Origin of the sequence: Streptomyces syringium (assembly GCF_017876625.1) — a bacterium.
In the GTDB taxonomy this organism is placed as follows: Bacteria; Actinomycetota; Actinomycetes; order Streptomycetales; family Streptomycetaceae; genus Streptomyces; species Streptomyces syringius.
This window is the reverse complement of sequence record NZ_JAGIOH010000001.1, coordinates 6,811,516-6,829,928: the sequence shown is the minus strand read 5'-3', so window position 1 is coordinate 6,829,928 and position 18,413 is coordinate 6,811,516. Positions and strand designations below refer to the sequence as shown.

Annotated in this window: 15 protein-coding genes; 9 read left to right on the top strand and 6 right to left on the bottom strand. The window is 73.4% G+C overall.

Annotated features, from left to right (window positions below):
• Nucleotides 1-112: 112 nt before the first annotated feature.
• Together JO379_RS29965 and JO379_RS29960 are read left to right on the top strand one after the other, a co-directional pair.
• The gene (locus tag JO379_RS29965; RefSeq protein ID WP_207304063.1) at nt 113-2,545 is read left to right on the top strand and encodes a SpoIIE family protein phosphatase; all 2,433 of its coding nucleotides are present in this window, start codon (nt 113-115) and stop codon (nt 2,543-2,545) included.
• A gap of 278 nt (nt 2,546-2,823) precedes the next feature.
• Nucleotides 2,824-3,213 (top strand): SH3 domain-containing protein, encoded by a 390-nt coding sequence (locus tag JO379_RS29960; protein WP_130881060.1) that lies wholly within the window; start codon nt 2,824-2,826, stop codon nt 3,211-3,213.
• 84 nt (nt 3,214-3,297) lie between these two features.
• Here JO379_RS29960 and JO379_RS29955 read toward each other — a convergent pair whose 3' ends face one another.
• The 3 genes from JO379_RS29955 to JO379_RS29945 form a co-directional block, all read right to left on the bottom strand.
• The gene (locus JO379_RS29955; RefSeq protein ID WP_130881061.1) at nt 3,298-3,777 is read right to left on the bottom strand and encodes an NUDIX hydrolase; all 480 of its coding nucleotides are present in this window, start codon (nt 3,775-3,777) and stop codon (nt 3,298-3,300) included.
• A 56-nt stretch (nt 3,778-3,833) separates the two neighbouring features.
• Nucleotides 3,834-4,460 carry a hypothetical protein gene (locus tag JO379_RS29950; protein ID WP_245381588.1) on the bottom strand — a complete coding sequence of 209 codons (627 nt, stop codon included), beginning with the start codon at nt 4,458-4,460 and terminating at the stop codon, nt 3,834-3,836.
• Nucleotides 4,461-4,528: 68 nt separating this feature from the next.
• Nucleotides 4,529-5,338: a glutamate racemase gene (locus JO379_RS29945; RefSeq protein ID WP_130881062.1), complete on the bottom strand. Its 810-nt coding sequence runs from the start codon at nt 5,336-5,338 to the stop codon at nt 4,529-4,531.
• A 149-nt stretch (nt 5,339-5,487) separates the two neighbouring features.
• Between JO379_RS29945 and JO379_RS29940 the strand changes: the two genes are divergently transcribed.
• A complete protein-coding gene (locus JO379_RS29940) occupies nt 5,488-6,657 on the top strand; it encodes a glycosyltransferase (protein ID WP_209517860.1) in 1,170 nt (389 codons plus the stop codon).
• A gap of 12 nt (nt 6,658-6,669) precedes the next feature.
• Here JO379_RS29940 and JO379_RS29935 read toward each other — a convergent pair whose 3' ends face one another.
• Complete coding sequence (locus JO379_RS29935; RefSeq protein WP_130881064.1) at nt 6,670-7,947, bottom strand: TerD family protein; 1,278 nt, start codon at nt 7,945-7,947, stop codon at nt 6,670-6,672.
• Nucleotides 7,948-8,211: 264 nt separating this feature from the next.
• On the opposite strand from JO379_RS29935, the gene JO379_RS29930 reads away from it, so the two are divergent.
• The 4 genes from JO379_RS29930 (at nt 8,212) to JO379_RS29915 (ending at nt 13,014) form a co-directional block, all read left to right on the top strand.
• Nucleotides 8,212-8,700 carry a DUF6643 family protein gene (locus JO379_RS29930; RefSeq protein WP_209517858.1) on the top strand — a complete coding sequence of 163 codons (489 nt, stop codon included), beginning with the start codon at nt 8,212-8,214 and terminating at the stop codon, nt 8,698-8,700.
• 73 nt (nt 8,701-8,773) lie between these two features.
• Complete coding sequence (locus JO379_RS29925; RefSeq protein WP_209517857.1) at nt 8,774-9,607, top strand: MOSC domain-containing protein; 834 nt, start codon at nt 8,774-8,776, stop codon at nt 9,605-9,607.
• Between the two features lie 201 nt (nt 9,608-9,808).
• Nucleotides 9,809-10,417, top strand: coding sequence for an Rv1733c family protein (locus JO379_RS29920; RefSeq protein WP_207304029.1), 609 nt, complete (start codon nt 9,809-9,811; stop codon nt 10,415-10,417).
• Nucleotides 10,418-10,578: 161 nt separating this feature from the next.
• Nucleotides 10,579-13,014: a right-handed parallel beta-helix repeat-containing protein gene (locus JO379_RS29915; protein ID WP_209517855.1), complete on the top strand. Its 2,436-nt coding sequence runs from the start codon at nt 10,579-10,581 to the stop codon at nt 13,012-13,014.
• Here JO379_RS29915 and JO379_RS29910 read toward each other — a convergent pair.
• Entirely contained in the window at nt 12,984-15,329 is a 2,346-nt protein-coding gene (locus JO379_RS29910) for a hypothetical protein (RefSeq protein ID WP_130881069.1), read from the bottom strand. The two genes, JO379_RS29915 and JO379_RS29910, sit on opposite strands and share 31 nt — an antisense overlap.
• Nucleotides 15,330-15,628: 299 nt before the next feature.
• Here JO379_RS29910 and JO379_RS29905 point away from each other — a divergent pair, with 299 nt between their 5' ends.
• Together JO379_RS29905 and JO379_RS29900 are read left to right on the top strand one after the other, a co-directional pair.
• Nucleotides 15,629-16,474, top strand: coding sequence for a DeoR/GlpR family DNA-binding transcription regulator (locus JO379_RS29905; RefSeq protein WP_130881070.1), 846 nt, complete (start codon nt 15,629-15,631; stop codon nt 16,472-16,474).
• A 184-nt stretch (nt 16,475-16,658) separates the two neighbouring features.
• Nucleotides 16,659-17,153: an SRPBCC family protein gene (locus JO379_RS29900; protein WP_209517853.1), complete on the top strand. Its 495-nt coding sequence runs from the start codon at nt 16,659-16,661 to the stop codon at nt 17,151-17,153.
• 7 nt (nt 17,154-17,160) lie between these two features.
• Here the strand turns inward: JO379_RS29900 and cds1 are convergent, their stop codons facing one another.
• Complete coding sequence (cds1, locus tag JO379_RS29895) at nt 17,161-18,243, bottom strand: L-cysteine desulfhydrase Cds1 (RefSeq protein ID WP_242626452.1); 1,083 nt, start codon at nt 18,241-18,243, stop codon at nt 17,161-17,163.
• Nucleotides 18,244-18,413: the final 170 nt, after the last annotated feature.

Below are 18,413 nucleotides of genomic sequence, written 5' to 3'. Positions count from 1 at the left end.
CTCGCCGGGCGGTACGTGAGAAGCGCCGAGCTCGGACACCCGTCACTGTGGAAGAAGCACACCCCGCTGGAGCCGACGGCCACGGAAGGAGGGCGGTGTGACGGGCGAGGCGATGAGGCTGTTCAGCGAGAGCCCGGAGGATCCGTTCTCGATCGACCGGGCGGCCTCCGCGGTGGTGGACCACCGGGGAACGGTCGTGGGCTGGGGACGGCGCGCCGAGGAACTGCTGGGCCACCGGGCCGACGAGGTGCTGGGCCGCCCCGCGATCGAGGTCCTGGTGGACCCCGGCGACCGGGACCGTGTCACGGAAGCGGCGGCGGCGTGCCTGCGGGCCCAGGGCTGGTTCGGCGTCGTGCCCGTGCTCCATCGCGACGGCCACCGGGTGCGGATGGGGGTCCGTGGCCGCTGTGTCGCCCGGGAGGGGCCGTTCGCCGAGTGGTTCCTGGTCGGCGCGCCCGCCGAGGACGTGGTCCAGTGGGAAACCGACCGGGCGGTCCTGGAGGCGCTCTTCCGGCGGTCCCCCATCGGCCTCGCCGTCCACGCCCCGGATCTGCGGGTCCTGCGGGTCAACCGGGCCATAGCCGGTATCGGCGGCATCTCTCCCGAAGACACCCGGGGACACCGCATCGGCGACTTCCTGGTCGCCGAGGACGCGGAGACGATCGACGCCCGGCTGCGGCAGGTCCTCGAGACCGGCCACCCGATGATCTTCACCGAACAGTCCTGCCGGCTGCTCACCGCCCCGTGCCGGGAGCGGTTCGTCTCCGTTTCGGCGTTCCGGCTGGAGGATTCCACGGGAGAGGTCCTGGGCGTCACCCAACTGGTGGAAGACGTCACCGAAGGACACCGCGCCAGGCTACGCCTCGCCCTGATCAACGAAGCCGGTGCCCGCATCGGCACGACCTTGGACGTGGGCACGACCGCCCGTGAGCTGGTCGAGGTCCTCGTCCCCGAACTGGCCGACTGCGCCACCGTCGATCTCCTGGAACCCGTGAGCCGCGGCGAGGAGCCGTCCCAGGACGGCTTCGGACCGGTCCGCAGGGAGGCCGCCAAGTCGGTCGTCGCCCGCGCGGAGAAGGTCCTGCACCCGGTGGGCGGCCTCATCCACTTCGCGCCGGACACACCACAGGGCAGGTGCCTGGCCGAGAAGCGCCCCGTCCTGGTGGCCCATGTGGAGGGCGGCCTCGGCATGTCCACCGTGGCCCAGGAACGCGCCGCGGGCGCCGCGGCGCTCGGCGTCCACTCGGTCATGATGGTGCCCCTGGCCGCCCGGGGCCTCGTCCTCGGCTTCGTGACCCTGTGGCGGGCCCACAACCCCGAGCCGTTCGAGAGCGACGACCTCACCCTCGCCGACGAGTTCGCCGCCCGCGCCGCCGTCTGCATCGACAACGCCCGCCGCTACACCCGGCAGCATCAGGCCGCGCTGTCCCTGCAATGCCGCCTGCTGCCGGGCGAACTGCCCGAACTGTCGGCTGTCGACGTGGCGCACCAGTACATCCCCGCGGGCGCCGTGGAGGGCGTCGGCGGGGACTGGTTCGACGTCATCCCGCTCTCCGGGGCCCGTGTCGCCCTCGTCGTCGGCGACGTCATCGGCCACGGCCTCGACGCGGCGGCCACCATGGGCCGGCTGCGCACCGCCGTGCACACCCTGGCCGAACTCGACCTCGACCCCGAGGAGGTCCTCTCCCACCTGGACGACCTCGTGCACCGGCTGGCCGCCGAACAGGAGGTCAACAGCCGGGACTTCCCCAACGACCAGGTGACCGGGGCCAGCTGTCTGTACGCCGTGTACGACCCGGTGTCGGGGTGCTGTTCCCTGGCGCGCGCCGGTCACCCGCCGCCCGCGCTCGTCACCCCGGAGGGGCAGGTGAGCTTCCCCGACCTCCCCGCCGGTCCGCCCCTCGGTCTGGGCGGGCTGCCGTTCGAGGGCACGGAGGTCGAACTGCCGGAGGGAAGCGTCCTCGCCCTCTACACCAATGGGCTGATCCACACGCGCGGAGCCGACATCGACGCCGCACTGGCCCGCCTGTCCCAGGAGCTGTCCGGCTCCGCCCGGTCCGTGGAGGAGATGTCCAGGGCCGTCGTGGAGGCGCTGCTGCCCGCCCAGCCCACCGACGACGTGGCCCTGCTCCTCGCCCGGACGCGCGTCCTGCCGGCCGACCGGGTCGCCACCTGGACACTGCCCGCCGAGGCACAGGCCGCCGGGCAGGCCCGCGCCCTGATGACCGAGCAGTTGAGCGTCTGGCAGCTCGACGACATGGTCTTCTCGACCGAACTGATCGTCAGTGAGCTGGTCACCAACGCCTACCGCTACGGCGGCGGTCCGGTGACCCTGCGGCTGATTCTCGGCCCGTGCCTCATCTGCGAGGTCTCCGACACCAGCAGCACCTCCCCCCATCTGCGCCGCGCCCGGAGCACCGACGAGGGCGGCCGAGGCCTGTTCCTGGTCGCCCAGCTCACCGAGCGGTGGGGCACCCGCTACGGACGCGAGGGCAAGACCGTCTGGACCGAACAGTCCCTGCCGCCCGCCTCGTCACCCGGCTGACGAAGGTGCGGGGCCTCACGCGCCCGTGACACCCACGGGAATCCGGCCAAGGCGCACACGGTTCGCTGCGGCGGCTCCTCACGACCGCGAATGTGCTGGCAGCGGCCACTACGAGGACACCCAACTCGCCCTGCACGGACTGTAGTTGACCCTGGTAAATGGCGGTAACACCTTTCGGTCAGATGTGTCGTGCGCTCGGTTTTCTCCTGCTTTCGTGTCGCATCCTCGGAGCAATCGAGGCAGCCGCACCGGCTGCCCGTCGAGCAAAGGGGCGACCCATGGGCACCACCAGAACGAAGGCACGGCTTCTCACCGCGGCCGTGCTCCCGCTGCTGGCCGCGTCGGCGGCGCTCACCGCCACCGCGACTCCGGCCGGCGCCGCGCCCACCGGGGCCGACGCGTGCACCCACCCCGCCTGGTCCAACAAGTCCGGCGGCAAGGGCACCGCGGCCGGCAGCAGCGCCCTGATACGCACCGGGCCCAGCGATGACTGTTCCGTGACCGCCGAGGTCGGTACCTCCGTGACGCTGTACTACCACTGCTGGGTGAAAAACTCGTCCGGCAACAGGTGGACCCACGTCCGCATCGGGGGGACCCAGGTCAACGGCTGGGTCTACAACGCCCGCCTGGACGACGGCGGCTCGAAGGACCCCAGCAACAGGTGCTGACCGAGTCACCGTGACGCACGCGGGTGGGACCGGCGGTCAGCGCCGGTCCCACCCGCTCCCGGGCACAGGATTCGGCCGCCCGTCTCAGCCCTGTCCGATCCCCTCGAACCACGTGGGCCCGCCTTGCGTGGCCTGCTTGATCCGCGACACCGCGAAGTCCTCCATGGGCGGCAGGGCGTCCAGCTCGAACCACCCCACCTCCAGCGACTCGTCGTCGTTCACCCGCGCTTCACCGCTCACGTAGCGGCAGAGGAAGCAGATGTCCATGAACTGGCAGACGTCGCCGTTCGGGTAGGTGATCCGCTCCAGCGCCTGCACGAGCAGGATCCGCTCCGGTACGACGTGGACCGCCGTCTCCTCGTACACCTCGCGGACCACCGCGGCGGCGGGCTGCTCGCCGGGCTCGGGGATGCCGCCGATGATCGACCACTCACCGCTGTCGGAACGCCGGCCGAGCAGGACGCGACCCTCGTCGTCGAAGACGATGGTGCTCACGCCGGGCATCCAGAGCAGCTGGTGGCCTGCCGTGGCACGGATTTCTCGGATGAAGTCGGGGGTCGCCATGCGTCGAGCGTAGTGGGCGCGGTGAGCGACGGAGCACCCGTGCCCGCCGGGGGGGCTCAGGCGGAGGCCTTGCGGCCGGCGGCGAGGCCGAGGCGGGCCCGGATCACCCGCACGGCGGATTCGGCGTCGTCCACCGTGACGGTGAAGGTACGGCCGTCACCGAGGCGGAGCACGAAGCCCTCCCCGCGTCGCACGACGACGGCGGTGCCCTTCTCCGGGCGCCAGCGGTAGCCCCAGCCGCCCCATTGACGGGGGGTGACGCGGGGGGCGAAGTCCGCGCCGACGACATGGGAGAGAGGGATGCGGGTGCGCGGGACGCCGATGTGGCCGCAGCGCACTTCCAGGGATTCCGTGTCGACCCGTACGGCCACATGGACGAAGGCGATGGTGCCGTAGAGCATCAGCAGCCCGGCGGCGACGCAGCCGACCACCGCCATCACCAGGGGGACCAGATGGGACGTCCACGCGCTGTCGACGGCCAGCTCGATGCCCAGCGCCAGACAGGCGGCACCGGCGGCGGCCATCAGCCATTGGACGCGGTTGGTCGCCCGCCCGGTCCAGACGGCGATATCGGTGCCACCGTCGGTCTCCGGGGTGAGGGGCGGGATCCCGCCCGGCTGCTTGTCGTCCTCGGGGCTCGATGAGCTCCCCTGACCCTGTGGGCCCTCGAAGTGGTCCCTCATAAGTGGCAGCCTACTCACGTTCCGCCACCACGGCAGGGGTCATGCGCGGACGGGACGTGATCGGTTGTTCAGGGGCGCACGGGACGACGCACGGAACCGGCCGCCGTCAGCGACCGCCCCTCCGGGTAGGTCAGCGACGCGGGCTCCAGGGCCCCCTCGCGGCCGCTGAGCAGCACGGTCAGCTCGCCCGTCGGCTCGGCCTCGGGGGCGGGCGCGGCTCCGATGCGGCGCAGCGCCTGGGTGGCGACCGCCACGGCGGAGCCGTACAGGGTGAGGGGCGCAGCGCCGAGTGCCGACGGGGGCCGGACGGCCGCGCGAATACGCTCGGCGACGAGCTCGTAATGGGTGCAGCCCAGGACGACGGCTCTTGCCTCGCGGGGGGTGCGGGCGGCGGCCGCCGCGATCGCGGCGTCGACGGCCTTCATGTCGGCCCGCTGCACGGCGTCCGCGAGCCCCGGGCAGGGCACCTCGGTCACCTCGACGCCTGACGCGAAATCGCGGATCAGGCCGCGCTGGTAGGGGCTGCCCGTGGTGGCCGGGGTGGCCCAGATCGCGACCGGGCCGCCGCCCACCGCGGCGGGCTTGATCGCGGGCACGGTCCCGATGACCGGCAGCTCGGGCTCCAGTTCGGCCCGTATCGCGACGAGGGCGTGCACGGAGGCGGTGTTGCAGGCGACGATGAGCGCGTCGGGGCGGTGGGCGGCGGCGGCGCGGGCGCAGGCCAGGGCGTGCTCGATGACGTCCTCGGGGGTCCGCGGTCCCCATGGCATGCCGTCGGGGTCGGAGGACAGGACGAGATCGGCGTCGGGCCGCAGCCGGTGCACGGCGGCGGCCGCCGCGAGTAGGCCGTTACCGGAGTCCATGAGCGCGATCTTCACCCGGTCACTTTAATCGATGCGGCCCGGCGCCCTTGCGAGGCCGTACGCCCGGGGTCGCCGATCCGGTCGTCACGTATCCAGGACACGGCCACGCCCGGGATTCGCCGGGGTGCCCGCGCGGGTGCCGTCGGTGCGGCAGACTGCGGCGGATGAGCGCGCTGACTTGGATCTCCGTCGGTTCCCTGGCCGCGTGGCTGTGGCTGCTGCTGGGGCAGGGCTTCTTCTGGCGCACGGACATCAGGCTGCCGCAGCGCACGCCGCCCGCGCGGTGGCCGTCGGTCGCGATCGTGGTGCCGGCCCGGGACGAGGCGGAGGTGCTCCCGGCGAGCTTGCCGTCGCTGCTCGCGCAGGACTATCCGGGGCGGGCCGAGATCTTCCTTGTCGACGACGGCAGTACGGACGGCACGGGCGAGCTGGCCCGCGCCCTGGCGGCCGCGCGGGGCGGGCTGCCGCTGACGGTGGACTCCCCCGGGGAGCCCGGGCCGGGCTGGACCGGCAAGCTGTGGGCGGTGCGGCACGGCATGGCGCTCGCCCGCTCCCGCACCGACGCCGAGTATCTGCTGCTGACGGACGCGGACATCGCGCACGCGCCGGACAGCCTTCGGGAGTTGGTCGCGGCGGCGTATTCGGGCGGGCTGGACCTGGTGTCGCAGATGGCGAGACTGCGGGTGGCGGCCTTCTGGGAACGGCTGATCGTTCCGGCGTTCGTGTACTTCTTCGCGCAGCTTTTCCCCTTCCGCTGGGTCAACCGTCCGGGGGCGCGGACGGCGGCAGCCGCGGGCGGGTGCGTGCTCCTGCGGACCGAGGCGGCACTGCGGGCGGGGGTGCCGGACACCATCCGGCAGGCGGTGATCGACGATGTGTCCCTGGCACGGGCGGTCCAGCGGTCGGGGGGCCGAATCTGGCTGGGGCTCGCGGACCGGGTGGACAGCGTCCGCCCGTACGAGGGCCTCGGCGGGCTGTGGCGGATGGTCGCGCGCAGCGCGTACGCGCAGCTGCGGCACCAGCCCCTGGTGCTGGCGGGCACGGTCGTCGGACTGGCGGTGGTCTACCTCGCCCCGCCGGTTGCGCTGGTGGCGGGCGCGCTGACGGGCGAGGCCGTGCCGCTGGTGGCGGGCGCGACGGCGTGGGCGGTGATGACGGCGACCTATGTACCGATGCTGCGCTACTACCGCCGGCCGTGGTGGTCGGCGCTGCTGCTGCCGTTCACCGCGGTGCTGTACACGCTGATGACCGTGGACTCGGCGGTGCGGCACTACCGGGGCCGGGGCGCGGCCTGGAAGGGACGGACCTACGCCCGTCCCGAGGCCGCGCCCTGAGCCCCTGGGGGATCACTTGCGGCCCGGCGTCCAGTTCATGCCCCAGCCGTACGCGCGGTCGAGGGTGCGCTGCGGGCTGACGCCGCGGTCCGGGACCAGATAGCGGGCCTCGCGCTGGACGACGAGGTCGCCGTCGTGGTTGGTGATGAGGGCGAGGGCGCAGACGGGGGACGGCACGGTGCACTCGTCGAGGGAGAAGTCGATGGGCGCGCCGTGCTGCGGCTGGAGGGTGACGGTGGCGTTGAGATTGGCGAAGCTGCGGGCGCCCTCGTAGATCGTCACGAAGACCAGGATGCGCCGGAAGTCGGCGATGTGGTCGAGGTTGACGGTGAGGTTCTCGCCGGACGCCGACGCACCGGTGCGGTCGTCCCCGTCGAGGTGGATGAAGGGCGGCTGGTGCAGCGAGCCGAAGGAGTTGCCGAGCGCCTGCACCACGCCCTTGCTGCCGTCTCTCAGCTCGAACAGCGCGCCGAGGTCGAGGTCCAGGTCGGAGTGGAGGGCCATGGCTTTGCCGAGCTTCTGGCCCCAGCTCTTGAACTGCTTGTGGACCTGCCAGTTGAGGTTGACCCGCAGTGCGCCGGAGGTGCCGCCCTGCTTGGTGAGGGAGACGGCCGGGGCCTCCTTGGTGAGCGTGACCTTGGTCAGCCGCACGGGCTGGGCCGGGGGCGGCGGGGCGGCCTGCGGGGCGGGGGCGGCGGGCTGCTGCCGCACGGGCTGCGCGGGCGGGGCCTGCGGGGCGGGCACGGGCCGCTCGGCCACCGGCTGCGGCTCGTCGACGCTGATGCCGTAGTCGGTGGCCAGGCCCGCGAGACCACTGCCGTAGCCCTGGCCCACGGCCCGGAACTTCCACTCGCCCTGCCGGCGGTACAGCTCCCCCAGCACGAAGGCGGTCTCCACCGTGGCGTCCGTGCTGTCGAAGCGGGCCAGCTCCGCACCGCCCGCGGCGTCGAACACCCGGATGTGCAGCCCGGGCACCTGTCCGAACGAGCCGCCGTCGGCGGAGGCCGCGAGGACCACCGTCTCGATCGCGGGCTCGACGGCCGAGAGGTCGACGGTGAGGGTGTCGGTCATCTCGTCACCGGCGGGGCGCTTGCCTTCGTGCCGCACCGCGCCGGAGGCGTGCACCGCCTGGTTGTAGAAGACGAAGTCCGCGTCCGAGCGGACCTTGCCGGCCGCCAGCAGCAGCGCGGACGCATCGACGTCCGGCACGCCGGGGCCCGACCGCCAGCCCAGCTCGACCCGCACCGCGGGTGCCGGAATCCGGACGTTGGTCCCTTTGAGCATCCCCATGCTCCACCCCTCATGAACGAGCTGAGTCTCTGGATCGTCCCAACGTACCCTGAGGTCGTTTTCCGCCGACACCGGCTGACAGGCCGTCAGCAGCGTCCGTATCGCGGCGATATGGGCGCGGATACCAGCAGTCACAGGTGACTAATCATTCACTTGTGCACCATGTTGTCGCTTCTGGACCGATCTGCGTCTTTGCAGGTCAGGGGTGCACCGGGGGTACCTTGCCGTAGACCGGGGTCAGGTCGTGGGCTTAACTTATGGGCTATGACCTCCCCCCGCAGCACCTACGGCGGCGGCTACTACGCCGCGTCGTCGTTCCCGGACACCCCCATCTACGACAGCCTCGTCGCCGAGCGGGGCACCCCGCAGATCGCGCCGATCCGGGTGTCCTCCCCGTACGACATGGGCAGCCAGCAGCCGGCACTGCCCGCCCTGCCGGCACTGCCGTCCGGGCCCTCCGCGCAGCAGGCGCCGCAGGGCCAGCAGGGCGGTTACGCCCCGCAGGCCCCGCCGTACGGCCAGCAGATGTCCGCGCCGCAGCCGGCGGGGCTGCAGCAGGCCCCCGCGCCGTACATCCCGCAGCAGGCCTCGGCGCCGCGCGGCTACCCGGGTCCGCAGGCACAGCAGCAGCGCCCGGGCGGCATCGCGGGCCCCGCGGGGTACGAGGCGATGCGCCCGGTCACGCCCCGCCCGGCCCCCGCGCCGTACGAGGACCCGTACAACCGTCCGTACCCGAACCAGGGCGGATACTGACCGATACCCCGCTGATCGCGCCGCTTGCCGGTCCGATCGGCCAACTGTCCGACCCGGCTGGCAAAATGACCGTATGTCCAAGCCTGTGCTGCATGCGGTTCATTGCTATCCGGTCAAATCGATGGCGGGGTACAGCCCCGGCGAGGCGGCCGTGGAGCCGTGGGGGCTCGCCGGGGACCGGAGGTGGATGCTGGCCGGCCCCGACGGCCGGATGATCACCCAGCGGCAGCAGCCGCGGCTCGCGCTGGCCGCCGCGCGGCCGTTGCCGGGTGGCGGGGTCCGGCTCAGCGCCGCCGGGGCCGAGCCGCTCGACGTGGAGGTGCCGGCCGTGGGCGCCCCCGGCGAGCTGGTCACCGTCGAGCTGTTCGGGGACAAGATCGAGACGGTGCCCGCGGGGGCCGCGGCCGACGCGTGGGTCAGCGCGCACCTCGGGAGCGAGGCCCGCCTCGTGCACATGGACGAGCCGGCGATGCGCCGCCCCCTCGATCCCCACTATTCCCGGCCGGGCGAGACCGTGAGCTTCGCCGACGGCTTTCCGCTGCTGCTCACCACCGTCGCCTCGCTCGACGCCCTCAATTCCCTGATCGCCCAGGGCGGCCACGCGGCCGAGGCACCGCTGCCCATGAACCGCTTCCGGCCCAATGTCGTGGTCGAGGGCACCGCGCCCCGGGCCGAGGACGAGTGGCGGCGGGTGCGGATCGGGGAGGTGACCTTCCGCGTGGTCAAGCCCTGCGGCCGGTGCGTCGTCACGACGACCGACCAGAGCACCGCCGAGCGCGGCAAGGAGCCGCTGCGCACGCTCGCCCGGCATCACCGGATAGGTGACAAGCTCGTGTTCGGTCAGAACCTCGTCCCGGAGCACACCGGAGTGCTGCGGGCCGGCGACAGCGTGGAGGTCCTCGACTGAGCGGTTCCGGCCGAAGCCGCCCGGGCCCGCTGCCGGACCGCCCCGCCCCCCGTTTTCGCGACTGAGCCGCCTTCACCACCCGCCGCACGTCAACGCGCCGCCCGGAACGTGGTCCACCGGGGGTGATTTTGCGCCCCGCGCCGCCTTCCTCCGCATGCGATGCCCTGTGTGAGGTATCTACGGACGGGTGAGGGGGTGGGCATGGTGCGTGCGACGACCTGGTCATGGCACTGGCGGCGCAGCCCGCTGCGCCGCCGGAGCGATGTCTTCGAGGCCTGGGTGGGGGTTCTCGCGGTGCTGGTGACGCTCCTCGCGGGCCCGGCCGTGGGCTGGGGCGCGGGCTCGCTCGCCCACGAGGCGCTGCGGCAGACCGTCCGCGAACAGCATCGGCACCGGCATCCGGTGAGCGCGACGGCCGTGCGGTCCGTGCCGGACGACAGGTCCACGGGGACCGGTCGCGACACGGCCGTCGACCGTGAGGGGTACCACCGGATCGTCGCCCACTGGCGGGCCCCGGACGGCACGGCGCGCTCCGGCACGGTGTCCGTCCCCCGGGCCACCGGTCCCGGCGACCGCTTCCCGCTGTGGACCGACGACCGCGGGCGGGTCTCGACCCGGCCCATGGACCCCCGCACCGCCACCGTCCACGCGGTGCTCGCCGGCTTCGGCGCCGCCCTCGGCACCGGTGGCCTGGTGGAGATCGCCCGGCGGCTGGTCGTATGGCGGCTCGTCCGGCGGAGGTACGCCCAGTGGGACCGCGCGTGGGAGCGGGCCGGTCACACCTGGGGGCGGGCGGACGCGGGGAGCTGACGGGAGAGCCGACGACTGGGGAGGGGCCGAGGGGGGGCGAGGGGGGACGAGGCACGGAGGGGCCAACTCCCTTGGCCCGCGCACGCTACGGTGGGTGCGGCCGGTACGCATCCGTCCCGGGGGAACGCACGTGACGTACGAGGTGGGGGCACGGCAGCGCCATGGCACAGGGGTCGGTCCAGGTCACACACACCGGCACGGCGCGGTGGCGGCGGCGTGCGGGAGAGTACGACTGTCTCGCCTCGGCGCTGGAGGCCGCCGCCGACGGTGACGTGCTGTTCATCGCGCCGGGCACCTATCGGGAGAACGTGGTCGTCGCGCGGGACGTGACGCTGCGCGGCGCCGAGGGAGCCGTCGGGCCGGTGCGGATCGCCCCCGCCGAGGGCATCGCCCTGACCGTCCGGGCCTCCGCGACGGTGATCGATCTGCAGATCGAGGGCCAGGACTCGGCCGCGCCCGCCCTCCTCGTCGAGGACGGGGCGCCGGACCTGTCCGACCTGCGGATCACGACCCGTTCCGCGGTGGGCATCGAGGTGCGCGGCACGGGCTCCCGGCCGACCGTGCGGCGCTGCGCGGTCGACAACCCGGGCGGGGTGGGCATCAGCGTCCTGGACGGCGCGGGCGGTGTGTTCGAGGACTGCGAGGTGGTGGCCGCGGGGCAGTCGGGGGTCGCCGTGCACGGCGGCGGTCATCCGCGGCTGGAGCGCTGCCGGGTCCATCACACCTCGGGCGCGGGCCTGTCGCTGACCGGCGAGGGCAGCACCCTGGACGCGGTCGACTGCGAGGTGTACGAGATCAGGGGGGCCGGGGTGCAGGTGGCGGCGTGCGCGGCCGGCCGGCTCACCGGCTGCCGGGTGCACCGCACGTCCGGCGACGGCGTGGTCCTCGACACCGACGCCGTGCTCGCCCTCGACCGCTGCGACATCCACGACGTCCCGGAGAACGGGGTCGATCTGCGCTCGCGGTCGGTGCTGACGCTGACGCGCTCGACAGTGCGCCGGTTCGGACGCAACGGCCTGTCGGTGTGGGATCCGGGCACGCGGGCGGAGGCGGAGGACTGCGAGATCCGCGACAGCACGGGCGACTATCCGGCCGTGTGGGTGAGCGACGGGGCCACCGCCTCGCTGGGCTCCTGCCGGGTGCGCGAGGTCCCGGACGCGCTGTTCGTCCTGGACCGCGGCTCGCGGGTCGACGTCGTCGACAGCGACCTCTCCCAGGTCCGCAACACCGCCGTCTCGGTGCGCGACGGGGCGACGGCGCACCTGGAGGACTGCCGCGTCCGCGAGGCGGCGACCGGCGCGTGGTTCCGTGACCACGGCAGTGGCGGCACGCTGACGGGCTGCACCTTCGACGCGACGGCGACCGGTGTCATCGTCACCAAGGGCGCCGACCCCACCGTCCGTGACTGCACGGTGAGTTCCCCCGTGGAGGCGGGGTTCTATGTGTCGGCGGGCGGCCGGGGCACGTTCGACGACTGCCGGGTGACGGACAGCGCCGGCTACGGCTTCCACGTCATCGACGGTTGCCGTACGACCCTGGCCCGGTGCCGCACGGAGCGGTGCGCGCGTGGTGGGTACCAGTTCGCCGAGGACGGCCCGGTCAGCGAGGGCTGCACGAGCGACGAGAGCGCGGCCCTGCTGGCGGGGGTCTCGCGGGCGGTACCGGGGACGGTACCGGGGGCGGCGGCCACCGTCCCGGCCGTCCGCCCGGCGGCGCCGCGGGTGGCGGTGCCGGCGCAGCGCTCCTCCGAGGAGCCCGGGCCCGTGGGTGCCGGCTCCGAGCCCGTCCGCGGCTCCACGACCGTGCTCGGCGAACTCGACGCGCTGGTGGGACTGGAGAGCGTCAAGCGGGAGGTCCGCGCGCTCACCGACATGATCGAGGTCGGTCGCCGCCGTCAGGAGGCGGGGCTGAAGGCCGCCTCCGTCCGCCGGCATCTGGTCTTCACCGGCTCCCCCGGTACCGGCAAGACCACGGTGGCCCGCCTGTACGGCGAGATCCTCGCCTCCCTGGGTGTCCTGGAGCGCGGCCATCTGGTGGAGGTGTCGCGGGTGGACCTGGTCGGCGAGCACATCGGCTCGACCGCCATCCGCACCCAGGAGGCCTTCGACCGGGCACGCGGCGGGGTGCTGTTCATCGACGAGGCGTACGCGCTGTCGCCGGAGGACTCGGGCCGGGACTTCGGCCGTGAGGCCATCGACACCCTGGTGAAGCTGATGGAGGACCACCGGGAGGCGGTCGTGGTGATCGTCGCCGGGTACACCGCCGAGATGGAGCGCTTCCTGACGGTCAACCCCGGGGTGGCCTCGCGCTTCTCACGGACCATCACCTTCGGGGACTACGCGCCCGAGGAACTGCTGCGGATCGTGGAGCAGCAGGCGGAGGAGCACGAGTACCGCATCGGCGAGGGTGCCGCCGAGGCGCTGCTCACGTACTTCACGGCCATCCCGAAGGGACCGGCGTTCGGCAACGGCCGTACCGCCCGGCAGACCTTCGAGGCGATGGTCGAACGGCACGCGGGCCGGGTCGCGCAGCTGCGCGACCCGAGCACCGACGACCTCACCCTGCTCTACCCGGAGGATCTGCCCGAGCTGCCCTGAGGGGGCTGGGCCGGCATCCACATCGCCAGCCGGGCCAGCAGCATGGTGCGTTCCTGGGTGAAGGCGGGGTCCGTCTGATAGTCGGAGTGTCCGAGGATCGGCGCGGGCAGCGGGTGTTCGACCGTGCGCCCGTAGGCCAGGGGGTCCTTGAGGGGGCCGCAGTCGACCTCGGTGCCCGTGCCCTCCGGGAGCCGGATCGGGCCGCCGATGGGGTCGGTGAGCCGCCACAGATTGCGCCAGCAGTGTATTTCGCCGTGCAGCGCGGTGAGTTGGGCGGGGCCGAAGTACGCCGGGAACCAGCGCCCGTACAGCCGCTCGATGGGTGAGCCGTAGGTGAGCAGCGCGACGCACCGGCGGGTTTCGGGGTCGAGTTGCCAGACGGCGGCGGCCGCGAGGACGCTGCCCTGGGAATGCCCGGAGATGACGAGCCGCCCTCCGGTGCGCTCGGTCCAGCTCTGCATGCGCCAGGTGAGGTCGGGGACGGCGCGCTCCGCGTAGCACGGGGGCGCGAAGGGGTGGGCGGCGCGCGGCCAGAACGTCCCGACGTCCCAGAGGATGCCGATGGTGCGCCGGGCGGCGGGGTCGCGGTAGGCGCGCCGGCCCCAGGTGAGCAGCAGGACGAAGCCGACCCCCACGAACCACGAGCCGAGGGCCTGCACGGCCTGTGCCCCGTCCTCGACGACCCCGGGGCTGCCCTCGGCGGCCTGGCCGGGCACATCGCGGGTGAGCCAGGCCCCGGCCACGGCGCAGCCGCCGAGCAGGAGGGTCAGCGCGGAGACCGCGCCGATCACCCAGGGTGCGGAGTCGGTGAGTCCCGCGCGGGCGATGACGCCCGCGATGGTGCGCGTACGGGCGTTGTCGGGGCGCTCGCCGGGGTAGCCGTCGGGGACGGTGCGGAGCAGTCGCCGGCGCACCACGAGGGTCTGCGCGGCGAAGTGGAGCAGCAGCACGAGCAGCACGGCGAGCAGCACCGGGATGACGGACGCCTGCCAGGAGAGCACCACCGGCGGCCCCGGCATCGGCCCCTCCCCCATGCCGGGGGTCGCGTCGCCGTCGAGCCAGTCGGCGATGCGCTGGGCCGCGCCGCCGGCCATGACGCCACCGAGCGCGCAGGCGAGCATCGCGACGGCGGGACCGGCGAGGCCGCGCAGCGGGGTCCGCTCGACGGGGGCGGCGCGGTGCAGGCGCAGGGCGGCGAGCGACAGCAGGACGACGAGGGCGCCCTGGGTGAGGGCGATCAGGCCGAAGGTCCTGTTACCGGAGAGCATGCCGTCGGACGTCCAGCCGGGCCGGCTCCACGCCGTGTGCAGGGCGGCGAGCAGCAGCAGGGCGAGGGCGCTGCCGGGCAGCGCCCGTGTGGTGAAGCGGTCGCGGGTGTGGTCGGCACTGTGCTCGCTGCGCCCCCGGCGGCAGACGACGAGGACCACGAACCCGGCGGCGGCGGCCAGCGCCGCGTCGAGCGCCCAGCCCGCGGTGTCCAGCGCGGCGCTGCCGCCGGGGCGGCGGTCGTAGCGGCCGGAGGCCTGGCAGAGGACGGCGGCGATGGTCAGGAACCCGGCCGCGGTGTGGGCGGCGCGCAGCCGGGCCACGATCCGCCGCCCGTACCAGAAGCCCGGCAGGCACAGGGCGGGGCGGCCGGTGGCCCGCTGGTCGCCCTCGACGACGGTGCGGCCGGTGGGCTGCTGGGACTCGTACGCGCTCCAGGTGCGGTGGGAGAGCAGCCACAGCGTCGCCATCAGGGCGGTGGGGACGACGGCGGCGAGCGCGAGCCGGCGGCCCGGCTCGCTCCACCAGCCGCCGTGCCCGGCCGCCATGAAGCCGAGCCAGGACTTCCGCTCCGAGCACGCGCGGGTGCCCGCGCACTGCCACGCCGTCAGATCGAGGGCGACCTCGCAGACGGCGGCGGTGAGCAGCACGGTGAGACTGAGCGCGATCAGGCGCACCAGCACGCCGTACGCCCGCACGGTCCTGCCGCGGTCCCGTGTCGTGGGCCGCATCCAGTGCGCGAGGTTGACGACCATGAAGGGCAGGAGCAGCAGCCACAGGGCGCGGGTGCCGTTCCCGGAGGTGAGGTTGGACCAGACGTACGCCTCGCGGACCGGCTGGTCACGGTAGTCGTGCGGCCGGTCCTCCGCGTCGCGGTCGTCGACGCGGCGGTGGATGCCGGCGATGTCGTCGCCCGCGACGCGGTCGGTGCGGGGGTCGGTGAGCATGCCCTGCGCGGTGGCGCCGCCGACGCCGTGCACGAGGAGCTCCAGCGCGAGCCGCGCGTTCGCGCAGGGATCGGCCTCGGCCTCGGTCGCACGTGGGTCCATGGTTTCTGCCGCGGGCTCGCGCGTGACCGCCGCGTCGGGGCCGTCCGCCCCGGCGGTCCGGCCGAGCGGGCCGCCCGTCTGTTGTTCCCTCGCGTCCGGTTGTTCGGTCGATGCCACCGTGTCCCCCGATCCCGGTGTGGTGTCACGCTCCAAGGATTGTCCCGGTGGGCGCGGAAGACACCTCGTCCGCGACGAGCGAAGCGCAATCGTGATCGAGCGCAGCGAACCTGTCGGTGTCGTATACGCGTGGGAGGATGTGCGCCACAGTCGGCGGCGGCTGGATCGAAAGGACGGGCCGGGTGGGCGACAATCAGAATCTCCTGGCGGAACAGCGGCGCGCCCTGATCCTCGACGAGGTCAGGCGGCGTGGCGGTGTGCGGGTCAATGAGCTGACGCGCAAGCTCAACGTCTCGGACATGACGGTCCGTCGTGATCTGGACGCGCTGGCCCGGCAGGGTGCCGTGGAGAAGGTGCACGGCGGCGCGGTGCCGGTCGCGGAGGCGACCACGCACGAGCCCGGCTTCGAGGCGAAGTCGACTCTGGAGCTGAGCGCCAAGGAGGACATCGCGCGGGCGGCGGCGAGGATGGCCGCGCCGGGCAGTGCGATAGCCCTGGCCGGTGGGACGACGGTGTTCGCGCTGGCGCAGCAGTTGGTCGAGGTCCCGGATCTGACGGTGGTGACCAACTCGGTGCGGGTCGCCGATGTCTTCCACAGCGCCCAGCGGTCGATGACGGCCGTCGGCCCGGCGGCCCGTCCGGGCGCGGCGACGGTGGTGCTGACGGGCGGGGTGCGGACACCCTCGGACACGCTGGTGGGCCCGGTGGCGGACGCTGCCATCCGCTCGCTGCACTTCGATGTGCTGTTCATCGGAGTGCACGGGATATCCGCGAAAGCGGGTCTGTCGACGCCCAATCTCGCGGAGTCCGAGACCAACCGGCACTTCGTGCGGTCCGCCCGGCGGGTCGTGGTCCTCGCGGACCACACCAAGTGGGGCACGGTGGGTCTGAGTTCCTTCGCTGCCCTCGAGGAGGTCGACGCGTTGGTGACGGACGCGGGGCTGCCGGCTCCGGCACGCGGCGAGATATCCGAACGGCTGCCGGAGCTGGTGGTCGCGGGCCCCTCCGGCGAGGTCATCGGCGGCTGAGGGCTCCGGCGGCACCGCACGCCCCGTCCCGCCCGTTCCGGGCCGATGGCCGCCCCCTCGTCGGCGAGCTCGGCGAGCTCGGGAGCCCGGCGGCACCGCAGCACGGCCGCAGACATCCCCTGGCACGCGGACTAGGGTGTACGGCGCCGCTCGATCAGCCGCCCCCCGCCGGAGGTGCATTGCGATGGCGCACGGACTCCGCCCTGTGGGGCTGGACTTCACCGAGACCGCACCACTGCGACTGGTGTGCGCCGCCCACGCGGCCGCGGCGCCCGGGGAGGTCTATCGCGCGCTGGCCGACGACGTGGAGGCGTGGCCGCGGTGGTTCCGCGCGGTGACCTGGGCGAGGCCGGTGGAACGGGAGGGCCGGGCGGGCCGGGAGGTGCGGCTGTGGGGCGGGTGCCGTTTCACCGAGACGGTGATGGCGGCGGAGCCCGTGACGCGGTACGCCTACCGGGTCGATGAGACGAACGCTCCCGGGCTGCGCGCCCTCGTGGAGGACTGGCTGCTGATCCCCGCCGAAACCGGCACGATCGTCCGGTGGACGTTGGCCGTGGACGCCTCGGCGCCGGTGCGGCTGGTGCTCGGTCCGGCGCGGCCGGGGGTGGGGCACGCGTTCCGCGGGGCGGTGCGGTCACTGGACCGGCGGCTGGCGGACGCCCGGGGGCGTGCGGGGTGATCCCGGGTCAGGCCGGCCACCGGCCGGTCGCCAGGAAGCGGCTGATCGCCATGGTGTAGGGGGTGATGTCCAGGCCCTGCTCGGCGAGCCAGGCGTCGGAGTAGTACTTGTCGAGGTAGCGGTCGCCCGGGTCGCAGATGAGGGTGACGACGCTGCCCGCGCGCCCCTGGCCGGCCATCTCCGCGACGATCTTGAGCGCGGCCCACAGACCGGTGCCGGTGGAGCCGCCCGCCTTGCGGCCGATCGCCTCCTCCAGGGCGCGGACGGCCGCTACGCTCGCCGCGTCCGGGACCTTCATCATGCGGTCGATCGCGCCCGTGACGAAGCTCGGTTCCATCCGCGGCCGCCCGATGCCCTCGATGCGCGAGCTCCGCTCGCTGCTCGCGGCCGGGTCGCGGTTGCGCCAGCCGTCGAAGAAGCAGGAGTTCTCGGGGTCGGCGACGCAGACCCGGGTGTCCTGCTGCATGTAGCGCACATAGCGGGCGATGGTCGCCGAGGTGCCGCCCGTACCGGCGGTGGCGACGATCCAGGCGGGCTCCGGGTGGCGTTCGCGGCGGAGCTGATGGTGGATCGATTCGGCGATGTTGTTGTTGCCGCGCCAGTCCGTGGCCCGCTCGGCGTAGGTGAACTGGTCCATGTAGTGGCCCCCGGACCGCGCGGCGAGGGCGGCCGCCTCCTCGTACATCGTCCGCGGGTCGTCCACGAAGTGGCACCGCCCGCCGTGGAACTCGATGAGCCGGCACTTCTCCCGGCTGGTCGTGCGCGGCATGACGGCGATGAACGGCACGCCGACGAGTCTGGCGAAGTACGCCTCGGAGACGGCCGTGGAGCCGCTGGACGCCTCGACGACGGGGGCTTCGGGGCGGACCCAGCCGTTGCACAGCCCGTAGAGGAACAGCGAGCGGGCGAGCCGGTGCTTGAGACTTCCCGTCGGATGGGTGGACTCGTCCTTCAGGTAGAGGTCGATGCCCCACTCGTCCGGCAGCGGGAACCGGAGCAGATGGGTGTCCGCGGAGCGGTTCGCGTCGGCCTGGACCTTGCGGACCGCCTCCTTGAGCCAGGCGCGGTAGGGCGGGTCGCTGCGGTCCACGTCGAGGGTCGGGACGGCGGCGCCCGTCGGCGCCCGTCCCTCCGGTCTGTCCCCCGCGCTCGTCGCCCCCGTGTTCGATGTGCTGTTCACGCCGCTCCTCACGATGTCCATCGGGCCGATGCGGAGCACTCGGACGTTTCGATCATAAATGGGCACTGGTGCCGGAGCCG